Source organism: Amycolatopsis granulosa, from assembly GCF_011758745.1.
GTDB lineage: Bacteria > Actinomycetota > Actinomycetes > Mycobacteriales > Pseudonocardiaceae > Amycolatopsis_E > Amycolatopsis_E granulosa.
Window position 1 is genome coordinate 2,056,690 of the sequence record NZ_JAANOV010000001.1, and the last position, 19,020, is coordinate 2,075,709.

17 protein-coding genes and 1 tRNA gene are annotated in these 19,020 nt (G+C 71.7%); 7 read left to right on the top strand and 11 right to left on the bottom strand.

Translation table 11 applies throughout. The annotated features are described in order from the left end of the window. Positions 1–19 precede the first annotated feature (19 nt). The 6 genes from rho to argS all read right to left on the bottom strand — a co-directional run bounded on the left by rho (position 20) and on the right by argS (position 8,685). Positions 20–1,942 carry a transcription termination factor Rho gene (gene rho, locus FHX45_RS09940; protein WP_167099099.1) on the bottom strand — a complete coding sequence of 641 codons (1,923 nt, stop codon included), beginning with the start codon at positions 1,940–1,942 and terminating at the stop codon, positions 20–22. Positions 1,943–2,334: 392 nt separating this feature from the next. Next, a complete protein-coding gene (thrB, locus tag FHX45_RS09945; RefSeq protein ID WP_167099102.1) occupies positions 2,335–3,216 on the bottom strand; it encodes a homoserine kinase in 882 nt (293 codons plus the stop codon). Beyond that, positions 3,213–4,277, bottom strand: coding sequence for a threonine synthase (gene thrC / locus FHX45_RS09950; protein ID WP_167099105.1), 1,065 nt, complete (start codon positions 4,275–4,277; stop codon positions 3,213–3,215). Before thrC ends, thrB begins: the two co-directional genes overlap by 4 nt. Next, positions 4,274–5,581 carry a homoserine dehydrogenase gene (locus FHX45_RS09955; RefSeq protein WP_167099108.1) on the bottom strand — a complete coding sequence of 436 codons (1,308 nt, stop codon included), beginning with the start codon at positions 5,579–5,581 and terminating at the stop codon, positions 4,274–4,276. The genes thrC and FHX45_RS09955 overlap by 4 nt, the downstream gene beginning before the upstream one ends. 5 nt (positions 5,582–5,586) lie before the next feature. Then, entirely contained in the window at positions 5,587–7,023 is a 1,437-nt protein-coding gene (gene lysA, locus FHX45_RS09960) for a diaminopimelate decarboxylase (protein WP_167099111.1), read from the bottom strand. Positions 7,024–7,029: 6 nt separating this feature from the next. Beyond that, positions 7,030–8,685, bottom strand: coding sequence for an arginine--tRNA ligase (gene argS, locus FHX45_RS09965; protein WP_167099114.1), 1,656 nt, complete (start codon positions 8,683–8,685; stop codon positions 7,030–7,032). Between the two features lie 102 nt (positions 8,686–8,787). On the opposite strand from argS, the gene FHX45_RS09970 reads away from it, so the two are divergent. Together FHX45_RS09970 and FHX45_RS09975 are read left to right on the top strand one after the other, a co-directional pair. After that, positions 8,788–9,594 (top strand): DUF3105 domain-containing protein, encoded by an 807-nt coding sequence (locus FHX45_RS09970; protein ID WP_167099117.1) that lies wholly within the window; start codon positions 8,788–8,790, stop codon positions 9,592–9,594. Positions 9,595–9,599: 5 nt separating this feature from the next. Next, positions 9,600–10,310, top strand: coding sequence for a DUF305 domain-containing protein (locus FHX45_RS09975; RefSeq protein ID WP_167099121.1), 711 nt, complete (start codon positions 9,600–9,602; stop codon positions 10,308–10,310). 12 nt (positions 10,311–10,322) lie between these two features. On the opposite strand, the gene FHX45_RS09980 is transcribed toward FHX45_RS09975, so the two are convergent. Continuing rightward, complete coding sequence (locus FHX45_RS09980; RefSeq protein ID WP_167099124.1) at positions 10,323–11,240, bottom strand: cation diffusion facilitator family transporter; 918 nt, start codon at positions 11,238–11,240, stop codon at positions 10,323–10,325. 185 nt (positions 11,241–11,425) lie between these two features. Between FHX45_RS09980 and FHX45_RS09985 the strand changes: the two genes are divergently transcribed. Beyond that, a tRNA-Arg gene (locus FHX45_RS09985) sits at positions 11,426–11,498 on the top strand. Between the two features lie 99 nt (positions 11,499–11,597). Here the strand turns inward: FHX45_RS09985 and FHX45_RS09990 are convergent. Next, positions 11,598–12,173, bottom strand: a complete 576-nt coding sequence (locus FHX45_RS09990; RefSeq protein WP_167099127.1) for a CGNR zinc finger domain-containing protein — start codon at positions 12,171–12,173, stop codon at positions 11,598–11,600. 91 nt (positions 12,174–12,264) lie between these two features. Between FHX45_RS09990 and FHX45_RS09995 the strand changes: the two genes are divergently transcribed. Together FHX45_RS09995 and FHX45_RS10000 are read left to right on the top strand one after the other, a co-directional pair. Beyond that, entirely contained in the window at positions 12,265–13,437 is a 1,173-nt protein-coding gene (locus FHX45_RS09995; protein ID WP_167099130.1) for an epoxide hydrolase family protein, read from the top strand. Between the two features lie 63 nt (positions 13,438–13,500). Next, positions 13,501–13,923, top strand: coding sequence for a VOC family protein (locus FHX45_RS10000; RefSeq protein ID WP_167099133.1), 423 nt, complete (start codon positions 13,501–13,503; stop codon positions 13,921–13,923). Here the strand turns inward: FHX45_RS10000 and FHX45_RS10005 are convergent. The 3 genes from FHX45_RS10005 to pdxR all read right to left on the bottom strand — a co-directional run bounded on the left by FHX45_RS10005 (position 13,913) and on the right by pdxR (position 17,695). Further along, complete coding sequence (locus FHX45_RS10005; protein ID WP_167099136.1) at positions 13,913–15,124, bottom strand: cytochrome P450; 1,212 nt, start codon at positions 15,122–15,124, stop codon at positions 13,913–13,915. The two genes, FHX45_RS10000 and FHX45_RS10005, sit on opposite strands and share 11 nt — an antisense overlap. A 101-nt stretch (positions 15,125–15,225) precedes the next feature. Further along, positions 15,226–16,137 (bottom strand): NADP-dependent oxidoreductase, encoded by a 912-nt coding sequence (locus FHX45_RS10010; protein ID WP_167099139.1) that lies wholly within the window; start codon positions 16,135–16,137, stop codon positions 15,226–15,228. A 40-nt stretch (positions 16,138–16,177) separates the two neighbouring features. Then, on the bottom strand, positions 16,178–17,695 hold the full coding sequence (pdxR, locus tag FHX45_RS10015) for a MocR-like pyridoxine biosynthesis transcription factor PdxR (protein WP_167099142.1): 1,518 nt from the start codon (positions 17,693–17,695) through the stop codon (positions 16,178–16,180). 28 nt (positions 17,696–17,723) lie between these two features. Here pdxR and FHX45_RS10020 point away from each other — a divergent pair, with 28 nt between their 5' ends. Beyond that, positions 17,724–18,323: a LysE family translocator gene (locus FHX45_RS10020; RefSeq protein ID WP_167099145.1), complete on the top strand. Its 600-nt coding sequence runs from the start codon at positions 17,724–17,726 to the stop codon at positions 18,321–18,323. After that, positions 18,320–19,000, top strand: a complete 681-nt coding sequence (locus tag FHX45_RS10025) for a B3/B4 domain-containing protein (RefSeq protein ID WP_208405867.1) — start codon at positions 18,320–18,322, stop codon at positions 18,998–19,000. The genes FHX45_RS10020 and FHX45_RS10025 overlap by 4 nt, the downstream gene beginning before the upstream one ends. Positions 19,001–19,020 lie beyond the last annotated feature (20 nt).

Consider the following 19,020-nt stretch of genomic DNA (forward strand, 5'->3'; position numbering starts at 1 on the left):
TTTTCGTCCGTCACCAGGCTCAGTCGTCGTCCGACGCCAGCGCCGTCTTGGAGACCTGCATCAGGAACTCGATGTTGGTCTTGGTCTTGCGCAGGCGGGACAGCAGCAGGTCGATGGCCTGCTGGGAGTCCAGCGCGTGCAGGACCCGGTGCAGCTTGTGCGTCACCGCCAGCTCGTCCGGCGAGAGCAGCAGCTCCTCCTTGCGGGTACCGGACGGGTTGACGTCCACCGCGGGGAAGACTCGCCGCTCGGCGATCTTGCGGTCGAGCTTGAGCTCGGCGTTGCCGGTGCCCTTGAACTCCTCGAAGATCACCGTGTCACCGGTGGACCCGGTCTCGACCATCGCCGTGGCGAAGATCGTCAGCGAGCCGCCGTTCTCGATGTTGCGCGCCGCGCCGAGGAACCGCTTCGGCGGGAACAGCGCGGTCGAGTCGACACCACCGGACAGGATCCGGCCGGACGCCGGGGCCGCCAGGTTGTAGGCGCGGCCGAGGCGGGTGATCGAGTCGAGCAGGACCACCACGTCCATGCCCATCTCGACCAGGCGCTTGGCCCGCTCGATGGACAGCTCGGCGACCGAGGTGTGGTCTGACGGCGGCCGGTCGAAGGTCGAGGCGATGACCTCGCCCTTCACCGAGCGCTGCATGTCGGTGACCTCTTCCGGACGCTCGTCGACGAGGACGACCATCAGGTGGCACTCGGGGTTGTTCGTGGTGATCGCGTTCGCGATGTCCTGCATGATCGTGGTCTTGCCCGCCTTCGGCGGCGACACGATCAGGGCACGCTGCCCCTTGCCGACCGGCATGACCAGGTCGATCACACGGGTGGTCAGCTTGTGCGGTTCGGTCTCCAGGCGCAGCCGCTCGTTCGGGTAGAGCGGGGTCAGCTTGGTGAACTCGGGACGGCGCTTCGCCTCGTCCGGGTCCAGGCCGTTCACGCTGTCGACGCGCACCAGCGGGTTGAACTTCTGGCGCTGCTGCTCACCGTCGCGCGGCTGCTTGACCACACCGGTGATCGCGTCACCGCGGCGCAGGCCGTGCTTGCGGACCAGGGACAGCGACACGTACACGTCGTTCGGCCCGGGCAGGTAGCCCGAGGTGCGCACGAACGCGTAGTTGTCCAGGACGTCCAGGATGCCGGCGACCGGCAGCAGGACGTCGTCCTCGCGGATCTCGGTGTCCGTGCCGCCCTCACCGCGGTTGCCGCGGCGGCGGCGGTCCCGGAACCGGCGGCCGCGGCGGCCGCCCTCGTCGTCGTCCCCGCCGCCGGAGTTCTGACCGCCGCCCTGGTTCTGCTTGGGCTGGCCACCACCGGCGTTGTCGCGCTGGTTGTTCTGCTTGCGCTGGTCGCCACCGCCCTGCTGGGACTGGTCGCCACCGCGCTGGTCACGCTGGTCGCGCTGGTCCCGCTGGTCACCGCGCTGCTGGTCGTTGCCCCGGTTGTCCGGGCTGCCCGCCGCGCGGTTGGCACCGCGGCGACGGCGGGCGCCGCCCTCCCGCCGGGGGCCGTCCTCGTGCTGCTGGGGCGCCTCGGCACCGTTCACGGGCTTCTCGGCCTGCGCCGGCTTGTCGGCCTTCTCCGCCACAGGGGCGGCCTTGCCGGCCGGCACCTCCTCCTGCCGGGGCGCCCTGTCGATCGGCTTGCCCGCCGCCGGAGCATCCACCTTCGCGGCGATGCCGTCGAGGGGCAGGGTCTCGTCGGCGGCGCGCTTGCGCGGGGCCTTGCCCTGACGCTCGCGGATGGCGGCGATCAGGTCGCCCTTGCGCATCCCCTTGGTGTCGCCGATGCCCAGCTGGGCGGCGAGTTCCCGCAGGTCGGCGATCACCATGCCGGACAGGCCGCCACTGCGGCGCTTCGGCGCGGCCGTACCGTTCTGCTCCCCTGGTTCAGCGTTCGACGGGGCGGTCGCCACGTCGCCGCTCAAAAGATCGGTGTTGCTCACACATGTCCTTCCTGACCGATCCACGCCTCCAGGTGGATCAGCGGACTACCGCCCGCGTCCGATCGCGGAACGGTCTGCTCCTGCCCGGTGTGGCTTCCCCGGCCGGGACACGCGGGTCACAGCGGCCGAGCCGCCACACGGGGTTCTCGCGTGTTCCAGGTGGAACGCGCCGAATTCGTGTCACCGTAGCTACCGGAAACCCGCCTAGGTCAATCCCTGCACCAGCTATGCGGAATTATCGACTCGACGAGAGAATGCGATCCGGGATGGAGTCCCCGGGACCGACACCGGGTGCGGATTGCCCGCGGTGATCGAACGCCCCCGAGGGTAGACCGACGCGGCACGTGGTGCAACAACCACCCCCCGGCGCGCCGCGAATCTCCGCACGGAATCTACCGGCTGGTGACCCGGACCCCGGCCTGGTCGACCGCGAGCTCGATGACTTCGAAACCTTCAACGCCGGCCACGGGCGGGATTATTCCGTCGGTCGTCAGGGCCAGCACGGTCGGCCCGGCGCCGGACACGGTGGCCGCGACGCCCGCGGCGCGCAGGTCCCGCACCAGGCGGCCGGTCCCCGGATACGCGGGCTCGCGGTAGTGCTGGTGCAGGCGGTCCTCGGTGGCCGGCAGCAGCAGCGACGGGTCGGTCGTCAGCGCGTGCACCGCGAGCGCCGTGCGGCCCGCGGAGAACGCCGCGTCGGCGTGCGGCACCTCGGCGGGCAACAGGCCGCGCGTCGCCTCGGTCGACGACTTCACCGGCGGCACCGCCACGACCGGCCGGATCGACGGGTGCGGCGTGAGCCGTTCCGCGTGGAAGCGGCCGTGGTCGCACCAGGCCAGCACGAAACCACCCAGCAGGCTGGCGGCCGCGTTGTCGGCGTGGCCCTCGAACTCCGCGGCCAGCTGCACCGCGTCCCCGTCGAGAGAGTGGCCGGCGAGCGCATAGCCGGCCGCGATGCCGGACACCACCGCCGCGGCCGAGGAGCCCAGCCCGCGCGCGTGCGGGATCTTGTTGAAGCACCGCAGGTGCAGACCCGGCGGGGTGACGCCGAGGTACTGGCACGCGCGCCGCAGCGCCCGCACGACCAGGTGGGTCTCGTCGGTGGGGACGTCCTCGACCCCGCCGGCCCCGGCGTCGAACACCTCGACCTTGAGACCGGCGTCGGTCACCTGCACCTCGACGACGTCGTGCAGCCCGAGCGCCAGCCCGAGCGCGTCGAAGCCCGGGCCGAGGTTCGCGCTCGACGCCGGGACGGTGACACGCAGAGCGGTCACGCCAGCTCCAGCGCGGCGGCCACGGCGCTCGGGTCCACCGCCAGCGGCTCGACCTCGACGTTGCCCTCCAGCGCGGTGCCCGGGTCCTTCAGGCCGTGACCGGTGACCGTGCACACCACCGTCGAGCCCTTCGGGATGCGGCCATCGGCGGCGGTGGCGAGCAGGCCCGCGACGCTGGTCGCCGACGCCGGCTCCACGAACACGCCCTCCTTGCCGGCCAGCAGCCGGTAGGCGGCGAGGATCTGCTCGTCGGTCACCGCCTCGAACAGGCCGGCGGAGGCGTTCTTCGCCTTGACCGCACCCTCCCACGAGGCCGGGCTGCCGACGCGGATCGCGGTCGCGATCGTCTCCGGCTCGGCCACCGGCTCACCGTGCACCAGCGGCGCGGCTCCGGCGGCCTGGAAGCCGAACATACGCGGCGTGTTCTTCACCACACCGTCCGCGGCGTACTCGGAGTACCCGGCCCAGTAGGCGGTGATGTTGCCGGCGTTGCCGACCGGCAGGCAGTGGATGTCCGGCGCCTCGCCCAGGACGTCGCAGACCTCCCACGCGGCGGTCTTCTGGCCGATCAGGCGCACCGGGTTGACGGAGTTGACCAGCGTCACCGGGTGGTCGATCGCGGTCTTGCGGGCCAGCTCGAGGCAGTCGTCGAAGTTGCCGTCGATCTGCAGGATGCGGGCACCGTGCAGGATGGCCTGCGCGAGCTTGCCCATCGCGATCTTGCCCTGCGGGATGAGGACCGCGCAGGTGAGCCCGGCGCGCGCGGCGTAGGCGGCGGCCGAGGCCGAGGTGTTGCCGGTGGAGGCGCAGATGACCGCCTGCAGCCCGCTGGCCTTCGCGTGGGTGATCGCGACCGTCATGCCGCGGTCCTTGAACGAGCCGGTCGGGTTGGCCCCTTCGACCTTCAGGTAGACCGTCGAGCCGGTCAGCTCGGACAGGTGCGGTGCGGGCATCAGCGGCGTGTTGCCCTCACCGAGGGTCACGACCTCCGCCCCGGCCGGAACCGGCACCCGGTCGGCGTACGCCTCGATGATCCCGGGCCAGCCGGCCTTCGCAGTCATGAATCCTCGCCTTCCACCCGCATCACGCTGACGACCTCGTTGACGACGTCCATTGTCCCGATGGCCTCGACGGTGGCTTGCAGTGCCGCGTCCGGTGCGAGGTGCGTCACGATGACCAGGCTCGCCGTGTCGTGCCGGTCCCGCTGCCGGACCGCCGCGATGCTCACCCCGTGGTCCGCGAACACGTGCGCGACCTGGGCGAGCACACCCGGCTTGTCGGCGACGTCGAGGCTGACGTGGTAGCGGGTCGGGGTCTGGCCCATCGGCCGCACCGGCAGCGCGGCGTGCGCGGACTCGCGCGGGCCGCGTCCGCCGATCACCCGGTTGCGCGCCACCGCCACCAGGTCGCCGAGCACCGCGCTGGCGGTCGGCGCCCCGCCGGCACCCTGGCCGTAGAACATCAGCTGGCCGGCCGCGTCGGCCTCGACGAACACCGCGTTGAACGCGCCGCCGACGCTGGCCAGCGGGTGGCTGCGCGGGATCATCACCGGGTGCACCCGCGCGGAGACCGACTCGGTGCCGTCCGCGCTCTCCACGCGCTCGCAGATGGACAGCAGCTTCACCGTGCGGCCCAGCGCCTTCGCCGCCGCGATGTCCGAGGCCGAGACGTTCGCAATGCCCTCGCGGTGCACGTCGGAAGCGGTGACCCGGGTGTGGAAGGCGAGTGAGGCGAGGATGGCCGCCTTCGACGCCGCGTCGTAGCCGTCCACGTCCGCGGTCGGGTCCGCCTCGGCGTAACCCAGCCGGCTGGCCTCGTCCAGGGTCTCGGCGTAACCGGCACCGGTGGAATCCATCGCGGAGAGGATGAAGTTGGTGGTGCCGTTGACGATGCCCATCACCTTGGTGATGCGGTCACCGGCCAGCGACTCGCGCAGCGGGCGCAGCAGCGGGATCGCCCCGGCCACCGCGGCCTCGAAGTAGAGGTCGGCGCCGGCGGAGTCGGCTGCCTCGAACAGCTCCGCGGAGTGCTCGGCCAGCAGCGCCTTGTTCGCGGTGACGACCGACTTCCCCTTGCGCAGCGCGGTGAGCAGCCACTCGCGCACCGGGTCGACGCCACCGATCAGCTCGACCACGACGTCCACATCGGACTCCACGAGCGCGGCCGCGTCGTGGGTCAGCAGGTGCTGCGGCAGCTCGGGGTGCTTGTCCGGGCGGCGCACCGCGATGCCGGCCAGCTCGACCGGGGCGCCGGCGCGGGCGGCCAGCTCGTCGGCGTGCTCGGTGAGCAGCCGGGCCACCTCGGTACCCACCGTGCCGCAGCCCAGGAGCGCCACCCGTACCGTTTTGCCGTCTACAGTGGACATTGCAGTCACGACACCTCCAGCTGCAGCATGTCGTCGATCGTCTCGCGGCGCAGCAGCAGCCGCGCGCTGCCGTTGCGGACCGCGACGACCGCCGGGCGCGGCTGCCGGTTGTAGTTGCTGGCCATGGAGTAGCAGTAGGCGCCCGTCGCGGCGACCGCGAGCAGGTCGCCCGGGGCGAGGGTGTCGGGCAGCCAGCAGTCGCGCACCACGATGTCACCGGACTCGCAGTGCTTGCCCACCACCCGGCTCAGCGCCGCGCCGACCTGCTCGTTCGTCCCGTCGTCGCTCGCGCGTGAGACCAGGCGGACGTCGTACACCGCGTCGTAGAGCGGCGTGCGGATGTTGTCGCTCATCCCGCCGTCGACGCTGACGTACCGCCGCGACTCGGTGTCCCCGAGCGACACGTCCTTGATGGTGCCGACCTCGTAGAGCGTGACCGTGCCCGGGCCGGCGATGGCGCGGCCCGGCTCGCCCGCGATGCGCGGCACCGGCAGGCCGGCGAACTCGCACTCCTTGCGCACGATCTCGCGGATCTGGGTGATCATCTGCGCCGGCGGCGGCGGGTTGTCCTTGTCGGTGTAGGCGATGCCGAAGCCACCGCCGAGGTCCACCAGCGACAGCTGCTCCAGCAGCCCCTCGCCGTGCTCCTTGACCAGCTCGGCCATCAGCCCGATCACCCGGCGCGCGGCGACCTCGAAGCCGTCGGCGTCGAAGATCTGCGAGCCGATGTGGCTGTGCAGGCCGACCAGCCGCAGCGACGGCGCGTTGAGCACGCGGCGTACCGCCTCGGCCGCGTCGCCCGCCGCGAGCGAGAACCCGAACTTCTGGTCCTCGTGGGCGGTGGCGATGAACTCGTGGGTGTGCGCCTCGACGCCGACCGTGACGCGGATGAGCACCTTCTGCTCCACGTCCAGCCGGGCCGCGACGTCGGCCAGCCGCGCGATCTCGTAGTAGGAGTCGAGCACGACCGTGCCGACCCCGGCGCCGACCGCCGTCTCCAGCTCGGCGACCGACTTGTTGTTGCCGTGGAAGGTGATCCGCTCCGGCGGGAACCCGGCGCGCAGCGCGACCGCCAGCTCACCGCCGCTGGCCACGTCCATGCTCAGGCCCTGCGCCGCGACCCACCGGGCCACCTCGGTGCACAGGAACGCCTTGGCCGCGTAGTGCACCAGCGACGGGTCGTCGAACGCCTCCGCGTACTCGGCGCAGCGGGACTTGAAGTCCGCCTCGTCCACGACGAACAGCGGGGTGCCGTAGGTCTCGGCCAGCTGCCGGACGTCGACACCGGCGATGCGCACCACACCGTCCGGGGCGCGGTAGGTGTTGCGGGGCCAGACCTTCGGGTAGAGCCGGTCGAGCTCCTCGGAACTGGAGGGTGGGAAACCGGAGGCGTCGGCGTGCGGGTAGACCTCCGCGTGCCGTGGGCCGGCGGGGTGTGCCATCAGAAGTTACATCCGTTCCGGAGCGGAGACACCGAGCAGGGCGAGACCGTTGGCGAACACCTGGCGCGCCGCCTCGCACAGGGCGAGCCGCGCGAAGGTGAGGGGCGTGGCCTGTTCGTCGCCCTTGGGGAGGACCTGCGCGACGGCGTAGAACTTGTGGAACGCGCCGGCCAGGCTTTCCAGGTAGCGCGCGACGCGGTGCGGTTCCCGCAGCTCGGCGGCGCGCTGCACGACCGTGGGGAACTCCCCGATCGTGCGGATCAGGTCACCCTCGCGGTCGAGGGTGAGCAGCCCGAAGTCGGCGTCGTCGTCGAACTCGAGGCCCAGTTCCGCGGCGTTGCGCTGCAGCGAGGCGAGCCGGGCGTGCGCGTACTGCACGTAGTACACCGGGTTCTCGTCGCTGCTCTTGCGCAGCAGGTCGAGGTCGATGTCCAAAGAGGAGTCCACCGAGTAGCGGCTCAGCTCGTACCGGGCGGCGTCCACGCCGACGGCCTCGACCAGGTCCTCCATGGTGATCACCGTGCCGGCGCGCTTGCTCATCCGGACCGGCTTGCCGTCGCTGACCAGGTTCACCAGCTGGCCGATCAGCACCTCGACCACGGCCGGGTCGTGGCCCATCGCGGACGCGGCGGCCTTGAGCCGGGCGATGTAGCCGTGGTGGTCCGCGCCGAGCATGTAGATGCACAGGTCGAACCCGCGGTTGATCTTGTCCTGCAGGTAGGCGATGTCACCGGCGATGTAGGCGGGGGCGCCGTCGCTCTTGATGACCACGCGGTCCTTGTCGTCGCCGAACTCGGTGGAGCGCAACCACCAGGCACCGTCGGCCTCGTAGAGGCTGCCGTTCTCCTTCAGGCTCGCCACGGCCTTCTCCACCGCGCCGCTGCTGTGCAGCGAGTCCTCGTGGAAGTAGACGTCGAAGTCGGTGCCGAACTGGTGCAGGCTGTTCTTGATCTCGGCGAACATCAGCTCGACGCCGACCCGGCGGAACGTCTCGTTCCGCTCGCCCTCCGGCAGCGACAGCGCACTGGGCTCCTGGCGCAGGACCTCGGCGGCGATGTCGGTGATGTAGCCACCGGCGTAGCCGTCCTCCGGCGCGGGCTCGCCCTTCGCGGCGGCGATCAGCGACCGGACGAACCGGTCGATCTGCGCGCCGGCGTCGTTGAAGTAGTACTCGCGGGTCACCTCGGCGCCCTGCGCGTCGAGGACGCGGCCGAGCGCGTCGCCCACCGCGGCCCAGCGCGTGCCGCCCAGGTGGACGGGCCCGGTCGGGTTGGCCGAGACGAACTCGAGGTTGATGCGGCGGCCGGCCAGCGCGGTGCCGCGGCCGTAGGCGTCGCCGAGGGTGAGCACCTGGCGGATCTGCTCGCCCTGCGCGTCGGCGGCCAGCCGGAGGTTCACGAAACCCGGGCCGGCGATCTCGGCCGAGGCGATGCCGCCCGCTTCCGCGAGCGCGCCCGCGAGCTCCTGGGCGAACTCGCGCGGGGCGAGGCCGGCCTTCTTCGCCACCTGGAGCGCGACGTTGGTGGCGTAGTCTCCGTGGTCCGGGTTGCGGGGGCGCTCGACCGTCACCGTGGCGGGGAGCACGGCGGTGTCGGCGCCGCGGGCGGAGAGCACCCGCTCGGCGGACGTACGGACCAGGTCAGCTAGGGCCTCGGGAGTCACCAGCCGAGTGTAAGGGCCACGACCTCGGGCGTTGACAGGGACCGAACACGCGGACCCTAAACTCTACCCCGGTATATCCAGTTGACAGGAGACGCGGGAGCCATGGCCAGCGGCACGAAGAAGAAGGGCGCACCGAAGAAGGGCAGCGTGACGGCTGCCCGCGGTTCGGTGGTGTCCAAGAAGGGCGTGCCCTGGGGCACGATCATCTCGGTGGTCGCGGTCGTCGCGCTGGCCGCCGTGGTGGTCACCTACTACCTGGTCCAGTCGGCGCCCAAGCGCGCGCTGGCGAGCTGGACACCCTCCGCGGACAACCCGGACCCGTCGCTGAAGATCTCCGGCATCGTCACCGCGCAGTACCAGGGCAGCGTGCACGTCCTGCCGACCGAGCGGGTGGCCTACGACCACACGCCGCCCTTCGGCGGCCCGCACGACGGCTACTGGGCGGCGTGCAACGGCATCGTCTACCCGAAGGCGGTGCGCACCGAGAACATGGTGCACTCGCTCGAGCACGGCGCGGTGTGGATCGCCTACAACCCGGACCAGGTCACCGGTGACGCGCTGAACACCCTCAAGGGCAAGGTCGAGGGCAAGCCGTACACGATGATGTCGCCCTACCCAGGCCTGGACAAGCCGGTCTCGCTCCAGTCGTGGGGGCACCAGCTCAAGGTCGACTCGGCCGGCGACCAGCGCATCGACGAGTTCATCGCGGCCCTGCGGACCAACCAGAACACCTATCCGGAGGTCGGTGCCTCGTGCGACGCGCTCGGCCCGGGCGCGTTCGACCCGGACAACCCGCCGCCGTTCGACCCGGCCCCGCCGGGGCCGGACGCCAAGCCGATGAACTACCAGGGCTCGACCGGCACGCAGCAGGACTCGGGCATGCCGTCGGCCCCGGCGCCGACGTCCTGATCGTGATGGCCGGCGAAGACGAGTCCCCGGCGGCGGACCGCCCGGGTCCCCGGCCGGTCGTCCTCGGCGCGACGGTGGTCGTGGTCCTGCTGGTCGGCGCGGTGCTGGGGATGTTCCTGACGCAGCTCGCCCTGCGGCCGGACTCGTCGGCGACGCCGGCCGCCGGGTCGGTGGAGACCGGGTTCGCGCAGGACATGTCGGTGCACCACCTGCAGGCGGTGACGATGGCGAGCTGGGAGCGGGACCACACCACCGACCCGGAACTCAAGCAGCTCGCCTTCGACATCGAGTCCACGCAGCGCGAACAGGTCGGCCGGATGAAGGGCTGGCTCATGCTGTGGGGCCAGCCGGAGCAGGCCGCCGGCGCGCCGATGACCTGGATGACCTCCGACGCGGGGCACGGTCACATGGCGATGGCGCCGCCAACGGCCGCCGCGGGCGGTTCCGACGGGGCGGTGATGCCCGGCATGGCCACCAACACGGAGCTGGCCCGGCTGCGGTCGCTGTCCGGTCGTGACCTGGACGTGTACTTCCTGCAGCTGATGCTGCGGCACCACCAGGGCGGCACGGAGATGGCGCAGTACGCGCACGACCACACCACCGTGGCGGCGGTCAAGGCGCTGACCCAGAGCATCCTCACCTCGCAGGGCGCGGAGATGACGCAGATGCGGACGATGCTCGCCGCGCGTGGCGCGCAGCCACTCCCCTACCCCTGACGCGCCGGTCCGTCACCAGCGGAGTTCGTTGCAGCGCGCCGCCGATTCGCGCGGTTCGCACTGGAGCGTGGCGTGTTTGATGGAGTACTCGTCCGCCAGGAGTGTCTGCGCGGCGGCGAGCACCTCGGCCGGCTGCGCGGCGCGCTCCAGGGTGAGGTGCGCCGAGGCGACCTCCATGCCCGAGGTGAGTGTCCACACGTGCAGGTCGTGCACGTCGCACACCCCGGCCAGGGCGGCGAGGTCCCCGCTGATGCGCTCGACGTCGAGGTCCGCGGGGGCGTGCTGGAACAGGATGCGCAGCGCCCGCCGGGCCAGCGCGACGGTCCGCGGCAGCACGAACAGTCCGATCGCCACACCCACGATGGGGTCGGCGTACCGCCAGCCCGTGGTGAGCGTGATCGCGCCGCTGATCAGCACACCGATCGAGCCGATCAGGTCGGCGAGCACCTCCAGGTACGCGCCGCGGAGGTTGAGGCTTTCCGTGGCGCCCTTTCGGAGCAGCGCGAACGCGACGACGTTCGCGGCCAGCCCGCCGGCCGCCACGAGCAGCACCGGGAGCCCGGGCACCTCGGGCGGGTCCGCGATCCGCTGGACGGCTTCGAAGACCACGTAACCGGCCACCGCGAAGAGCAGAAGGGCGTTGGCCAGGGCGGCGAGCACCTCGGCGCGGTACAGCCCGAACGTGCGGCGGTACGTCGGCCCCGACCGGCGCGCCAGGACGATCGCGGTGAGGGCCATGCCGAGACCGAGGACGTCGGTCAGCATGTGACCGGCGTCGGAGATCAGCGCGAGCGACCCGGTGGCCACCCCGACGACGACCTCGAGGACCAGGAACGCGACCCCGATCCCGAGCGCCGCCGCCAGGCGTGACAGATGGCGGCCCGATGCGCTGGCGGGCAGCTGGTGCCCGTGTCCGTGGCCGTGTCCCATGTGCGCTCGTACCTCCTTCGCCCGCACCCGGAATATATAGTGATATGCGCATGTATGCAATGAGAGGTGAGGCTTACCTTGCTCCCCGCGCCCCACAGCCTAGCCACCCCCGCCGCCGTTAGGGGAGTCGCTCACCGGGCGGAAACCCGGGTGCGCTAGGCTGTACCACGTCGCACAGCGATGAAGCCCTCGTAGCTCAGGGGATAGAGCACTGCCCTCCGGAGGCAGGTGTCGCAGGTTCGAATCCTGCCGAGGGCACCCCCGTCCTGATCTCGAAAAACCGGCCCCGGCCAGCGGAAACGCCAGTCGGGGCCGTTCTCGTTCCGGCGCGATGGGTGGACGTCCATCCGGTGACGATCACTCCGCCGATTCCGGGTTCTTGCGCTGCTTGGCGATGAAGCGCGCCTTCTTCTGACGATTCCCGCACGTGTTCATGTCACACCATTTGCGGCTGCGGCTCTGGCTGGTGTCGAAGAAGGCGGCCCGGCAGGTGGGCGAGGCACACAGGGCCAACCGTCCGTCTCGTTCGCCCGCGATGATGCTGATCGCGTCCGCGGCGATCACGCCGAGGGCGTCTTCCACCGCGGAAGGCGAGCTGAGCTGCCAGCGCCGGCTGCCGTCGGGCGTCAGGACGGCCGCGGCCCGGCCCTGAGCGCTGCGGTCGTTGATGACCCGGACAGCATCGGCGGGGAGAGGGTCCCGGGTCGCGGCCGCTGTCGCGGCGGCGTGAATCGACTCCCGCAGTTCCCGGGCGAGTTCGAGCTGCGCGGTGGTGCAGGACGTCACGGTGAGGTCGTTCACCGCCAGCCAGTCGACGAGCCGCTGCGGGGTGGGAATGCGCTCCACCGGGTTGCCATGACGCTCCGACAAAGTCCCCGTGAAGCTGGTCGCGAGCACGGTGCCGAGGCGGAAGTCAGGGAACTCGGCGGGCATGGAACCACCTTAGCAGGTTGCCCGGGGTCGGCCGACGTGTTAGAACCGTCTTAGCCGGTTCCAGCCGGCTCCGTGACGGTCAGGAGGTCTCATGCCCAGCCCAACCAGCGACGTACAAGCGTTTGAAGCCCGTGCAACTGACGCCGACCTCGACGATCTGCGCGCACGACTGGCCGCGGCGCGGCTACCGGAGGCCGAGACGGTCCATGGCGCCGCGCCCGGCCCGCGCCGATGGGAACAGGGCGTGCCGCTCGCCGACCTCGTCGATGTCGTGGACTACTGGCGCACCGGGTACGACTGGCGGTCGTTCGAAAAGCGCCTCGACCGCATCGGCCAGTTCCGCACGACCATCGACGATCTGGGAATCCACTTCCTGCACCGCCGGTCCGCGCGCGCGGATGCCACTCCGCTGATCTTGACGCACGGCTGGCCGGGCAGCGTCGCCGAGTTCGTCGACGTGGTGGACGAGCTGGCGGGTCCGGACGACGCGAACGCGCCGGCGTTCCACGTCGTGGTTCCGTCGCTACCGGGCTTCGGCTACAGCGACAAGCCGGCCACCACCGGGTGGGGAACCGAAAAGATCGCGGCCGCCTGGGTGGAACTGATGGGACGGCTGGGCTACCACCGCTTCCTGGCCCACGGCGGCGACTGGGGCGGGAACATCACCACGGTTCTCGGCGGCAGGTTCCCGGAGCACGTGCTCGGCATCCACACGACGTTCGCGGAGGGACCGCCCGGGTTGACCACGGACGGGCTGACGGTGCTCGAACGCGAGTGGGTCGAGGACACCCGCGATTTCTGGCACCACCGCGCCGCGTACGCGAAGCAGCAGGCGACCCGGCCGCAGACCGTCGGCTACTCGCTCGTCGACTCACCGGTCGGGCTGCTCGCCTGGATCCTGGACAAGTTCGCCGAGTGGTCGGACACCGAGGACAGCCCGTTCGAGACGATCCCCCTGGACCGGGTGCTCGACGACGTGACCCTGTACTGGCTGACGCGGACCGGAGCATCGGCGGCGCGCATCTACTACGAAAGCCACAACTCGCTCGACCCCGAACTCCGGGTCGACGTCCCCTCGGCGATCACCATCTATCCCCGCGACATCGAGAAGTACCCGCGCCCCTGGGCGCAGCAGCGGTACCGGCAGATCGTCCGGTGGCGCGCACCCGAAACCGGGGGCCATTTCCCGTCCCTGGAAGTTCCCGGGTATTTCGTCAAGGACCTGCGAGAAGGGCTCGCCGCGGTGCTGGCCGCCACTCGCTGAACGCACCGCGAACCTCGGCTTCGCCACACCGCAGCCTGGCGGAACACGCGAGGTCGCGCCAAGATGATCGACATGACGCTACCGACCCTGAGCCAGATCGTCCTCGACTGCACCGACCCCCGCCGCCTCGCCGAGTTCTACCGCGAGCTGCTCGGGCTCGTGTACCGGGCGGGCGACGAGGACGGCGATCTCGACTGGCTGGTGCTGCGGACCCCGGACGGCGTTCCCCAGCTGGCGTTCCAGCAGGTCGGCTCCCTGCCGGAGGCGACGTGGCCGGACGGCCCGGTCCCGCAGCAGCTGCACCTCGACATCACGGTGCCCTCGAAGCACGACCTGGACGCCCAGCACGAACGGGTCCTGCGCCTGGGTGGACGGCTGCTGCGCGACCAGAGCGACGACCCCGTGGAGCCGCTGCGCGTGTACGCCGATCCGGCCGGTCACCCGTTCTGCCTCTTCGTACCGCCGTCGTTGGCCGCTACCAGGTGACCGGGAGTTCGTGCACGCCGTAGATGTTCATGTCGGTGCGCAGCTGCACATCAGCGGCGGGCACGGCGAGCGCGAGGCCGGGGAACCGGCGGAGCAGCCCGTCCAAACCGGCCCGCATCTCGATCCGGGCCAGTTGCTGGCCGAGGCACTGGTGGACGCCGTGGCCGAACGACAGGTGCCCGCGCGCCTTGCGGTGCACGTCCAGCACATCCGGGTTCTCGAAGCGCCGCGGGTCGCGGTTCGCCGCGAGCAACGACACCACGACGGTCGACCCCTTCGTGATGAGTTCACCGCCGAGCTCGACGTCCTCGGTCGCGTAGCGGTAGAAGATGTCGGCGACGGACAGGTAGCGCAGCAGTTCCTCCACCGCGCCGGGCATCAGGCCGGGATCGGCACGCAGTTCGGCCAGTTGTTCCGGGTGTTCCAGGAGCGCGAACGCGCCCAGCCCGAGCATGTTGGCGGTGGTCTCGTGGCCCGCGAGCAGCAGCAGGAAGGCGGCACCGGTCAGCTCCTCGATCGTCAGGTCGTCGTGGCGGGCCAGGTCGGACAGGATGTCCTCGCCCGGGGCGGCGCGCTTGGCGGTGACCAGTTCGGACAGGTACGTCATCATCGCGCCGTAGGCGGCCATCTTCTCGTCGATCGCGAGGTCCCGGACCATGAAGCGGGCGGCGTTGGTCTGGAAGGTGTCCCGGTCGGCGTAGGGCACGCCGAGCATCTCGCAGATCACCAGCGACGGCACCGGCAGGGCGAACTCCCGGACCAGGTCGGCCGGCGCCGTCAAGGACGCCAGGTGGTCCAGCTGCCGCTCGACGATCCCGGCGATGTGCTCCTCGAGCGTCTTCATTCGCTTGACCGTGAACGCGCCGGTCAGCCGGCGCCGCAGCCGGGTGTGCTCCGGCGGGTCCATGGCGATGAACAGGCCCGGGATCGGCGGGGACGGCTCGGTCTGGACGGGCATGCCGGGCACCTCATACGGCACGTGGAGGACACCGATGTCCTGCCGGGAGCTGAACCGGATGTCGGTCATCATCCGGCGCACCTCCTCGTAACCGGTGACCAGCCAGCCCTCGTGGCCGTCCGGGAAGATCAACGGACTGACCGGGCGGGCGCCCCGCAGCCGGGTGATCTCGGCGGGCGGGTCGAAGGGACCGGCGTCGCGTTCCGTCGGAAGACCGTGCGGGACCGGAACCGGGTGGGTCATCGGGTGTCCTCTCGTCGCGGTTGTGCCGCCACGATGACCGGCGCGCCTGACACGGCCCTGACACGACTCTGACACCGGCCCCGCCCGACCCGCGCCGCGACCTACACGGTCAGGACGATCTTGCCCCGGGTCCGGCCCGACTGGCTGAGCCGCCACGCCTGAGCCGCCTCGGCGAGGGGCAGCGCGTGATCGACGTGCACGGTCAGCTTGCCGTCGTCGGCCAGGCGGGCCAGCTCGGCCAGTCCGGCGTCGTCCGGACGGACCCACACGTAGTGGCCGCCGCGGGTCTCGGCTTCGGGGTTGGCGACCGACGCCACCCGTTCGGGGCGCACGAACTCCAGGGACACCTCGACCGCGTCGCCACCGACGAAGTCCACGGCCGCGTCGATCCCACCGGCCGCGCGCAGCCGCTCGGCCAAGCCCTCGCCGTAGGCGACCGGCTCGGCGCCCAGCGACCGCAGGTAATCGTGGTTGCGCTCGCTCGCCGTACCGATCACGCGGGCGCCCAGCGCCACCGCGATCTGCGTGGCGAAGGACCCGACACCACCCGCGGCGGCGTGGATCAGCACCGTGTCGCCGGCCCGGACACCCACCCGCTTGAGCGCGCGGAGAGCCGTCAGGCCCGCGAGCGGCACGCCGGCGGCCTGCGCCCAGTCGAGGGAACGCGGCTTCTTCGCCAGCATCCGGACGTTCGCCGACGCCAGCTCCGCGTACGCGCCCTGCTGCACCCAGTCCTTGCGGATGTACCCGAAAACCTCGTCACCGACGGCGAACTCGCCCGCGTCCAGCCCCACCTTCTCGACCACGCCCGCGACGTCCCAGCCGGGCACGAGCGGGAACCGGACCTCCATCAGGCCGTCCAGCCCACCGGCGGCGAGCTTCCAGTCGACCGGGTTGACCGCGGCCGCCTTCACGCGGATCAGCACCTCGGCCGGGCCGACCTTGGGATCCGGGAGGTCGATCAGCTGGAGGTCGTCTGCGGAACCGTACGCGCGCAACGCGATTGCCTTCATGTGCTGGGCAACGACCCGGTCCGGAAGAGATATTCCCGCGCTAGGGCGGCCCGCCCTGGCCCCCGGCGACCGGCCCGGCCAGCTCCGCCACGACGGCGATGCCGTCGGCGATCTCACCCGGAGGTGTGGCGCCGTAGCCGAGCACGAGGCCCGGCGGCCCGGGGAGCTGCCGGTGCCAGGACAACGGCTGGACCTTCACGCCGCGGGCCAGCGCCGCGGCGGCGAGCTCCACATCGGACAGTCCGGGGCGGAACGTGATCGTCAGGTGCAGGCCCGCCGCCGCGCCGTGCACGGTCGCCGACGGGAGGTGGCGGGCCAGTGCGGCGATCATCGCGTCCCGGCGGCGCCGGTGGCGGCGGCGCAGCAGCCGCAGGTGCCGCTCGAGTTCGCCGGACTCCATCAGGTGCCCCAGCACCAGTTGCGGCAGCACGGCGTTGCCCAGGTCCGCGTGCCGCTTGACGTCGACCACCTCCCGCTGGTAGCGAGGGGGCACCAGCACCCAACCGATCCGCAGCGCCGGGGCGAGCAGTTTCGAGATGCTGCCGGCGTAGCAGACGCGTTCCGGCAGCATCGACCGCAGCGCGGGCACCGGCGCGCGGTCGTAGCGGTGCTCGGCGTCGTAGTCGTCCTCGATGATCAGGCCGCCGTCGCCCGCCCACCGGATCAGCTCGCGCCGCCGCCCACCGGCGAGCACGACCCCGGTCGGGAACTGGTGCGCGGGCGTCAGCAGCACCGCGGGTGACCGCAGACCGGTCACCCGGATGCCGTCGTCGTCCACCGGCACGGGTGGTGTGGTGAGGCCGGAGTTCCGCAGGTGCTGCCGCACGCCCAGCGACCCGGGGTCCTCCACCGCGACCTCGGTGATGCCGTGCCCGGTGAACACCGTTGCGAGCAGTCCCAGCGCCTGCGCGACGCCGGCCACCACGACGACATCGCCGGGACCGGCCCGGATTCCCCGGTTGCGGGCCAGCCAGTTGACGACCGCGAGCCGGAACGCCGGCGCGCCCCGCGGGTCGCCGTACCCGAGGTCCGGCGCCGACAGGTTGTCCAGCACGGCTCGTTCCGCACGCAGCCACGCCGTCCGCGGGAACGCGGCGAGGTCCGGCAGGCCGGGAGTGAGGTCTATGCGCGCCGGGGCGGCGCGCAGGCGGTCGAACACGTCCGGCCCGGGGTCGAAGCCGGTGACGGTGCTCGTTGCCGTGCTCGTTGCCGTGCCTGTTGCTGTGCCCGTTGCCCGGACCGGGGCGGGTACCGGCGCCGTCACCGGCACCGCGACGACCACTGTGCCGGCCCGCCCGCGCCCGGCAACGTGCCCCTCCTCCACCAGTCGCTGGTACGCCTCGGTGACCACGCCGCGCGACACGCCCAGCTCGGCGGACAGCGTGCGCGTCGCGGGCAGCCTGCTGCCCACCGGCAGGCGGCCGTCGGCGATCGCGTCCCGCAGCCGCGCCGCGAGCCACGCCGATCTGCCGCCCGGGGGCGCCGCGCCGATGTCGAGCTGGAGGAAGTCCGAGCCCGTTATGGTCCCCTCGACCGGCTCCCCTTTGGACCTGTGCACCGGACCAGTATCCCGTCAGGGTGGTGTCATGTCCGTCGAATTCCTGCTCACCGCGCTGGTCATCGTGGCCACGCCGGGGACCGGCGTCCTGCTGACCGTCAACGCCGGTCTGACCCGCGGCCCACGGGCGAGCGTCGTCGCCGCGCTCGGCTGCACGCTCGCGATCGTCCCGCACGCGGTCGCCGCGATCACCGGACTCGCCGCCCTGCTGCACGCCGGCACGGTCGCGTTCCAGGCGATCAAGTGCGCCGGCGTGGCATACCTGCTCTACCTGGCGTGGTCGTCGTTGCGCGAGAAGGACCAGCCGCCCGGGACGGCCGCGCCGAAGTCCCCGGGCCGGGTGATCCTCTCCGCGGTGCTGGTGAACGTGCTCAACCCGAAGGTCACGATCTTCTTCTTCGCGTTCCTGCCGCAGTTCGTGCGCCCCGGGGACCCGCGTTCGCTGCTCACCATGATCGAGCTGAGCGGGGTGTTCATGGCGCTGACGCTGGTCGTGTTCCTCGGGTACGGGGTGGCGGCCGCCGCGGTGCGCGACCGCGTGCTGGCCCGGCCGCGGGTGCGGGCGTGGATGCGCCGGGTCTTCGCGGGCACGCTTCTCGCCCTCGCCGCCCGGCTGGCCGTCGAATGATCCGCTTCCGGCACGCCCCCGCGATCTGGTCGGACTTCCCCCAGCTGGTCCCCGGCGTCCTCCACGCGCAGCACGCCGGCACCACCGGCGAGCACCTCGAGCACTACTGGCGGATCGCGGCGGAGCGGCTCGCGGCCGGTACCGAATCGGGGCTGCCGGAGATCCAGGCGTGGCGCCACGCCTTCGCGCGGATGGGCCTGAAGCCGACGCGGTACCGGTGCGCGGCGGAGTCGCTGTTGCGCCGGTTCCGGCGGGAGGGGTCGCTGCCGTCGATCCACCCGCTGATCGACCTGGCCAACGCGGTCTCGCTCGCCTACGCGATCCCGGTCGCCGTGTTCGACGCGGACGCGATCGACGGCCTGCTCGAAGTCCGCTACGCCACCGGGGACGAGACGTACCTGGCGTTGTCCGGGGAGACCGAACACCCCGAGCCCGGGGAGGTGATCTTCGCCGACGAGCACGGCCAGGCGCACGCACGGCGGTGGACGCACCGCCAGAGCGCGCGCTCGGCCGTCTCGGCCGGCACCGGGTCGGTGCTGATCGTCGCGGAAGCCCTGCACGCCGGCGCCGCGCGGGACGTGCCCCGGCTGCTCACCGCGCTGGGCGACGAGCTGCCGGGATCAGTGGCCGCACTGCTGACCCCCGGCGCCCCGGAGTTCCGCACGAGCAATAGTTGACTCTGACTAATCAGTCCTGG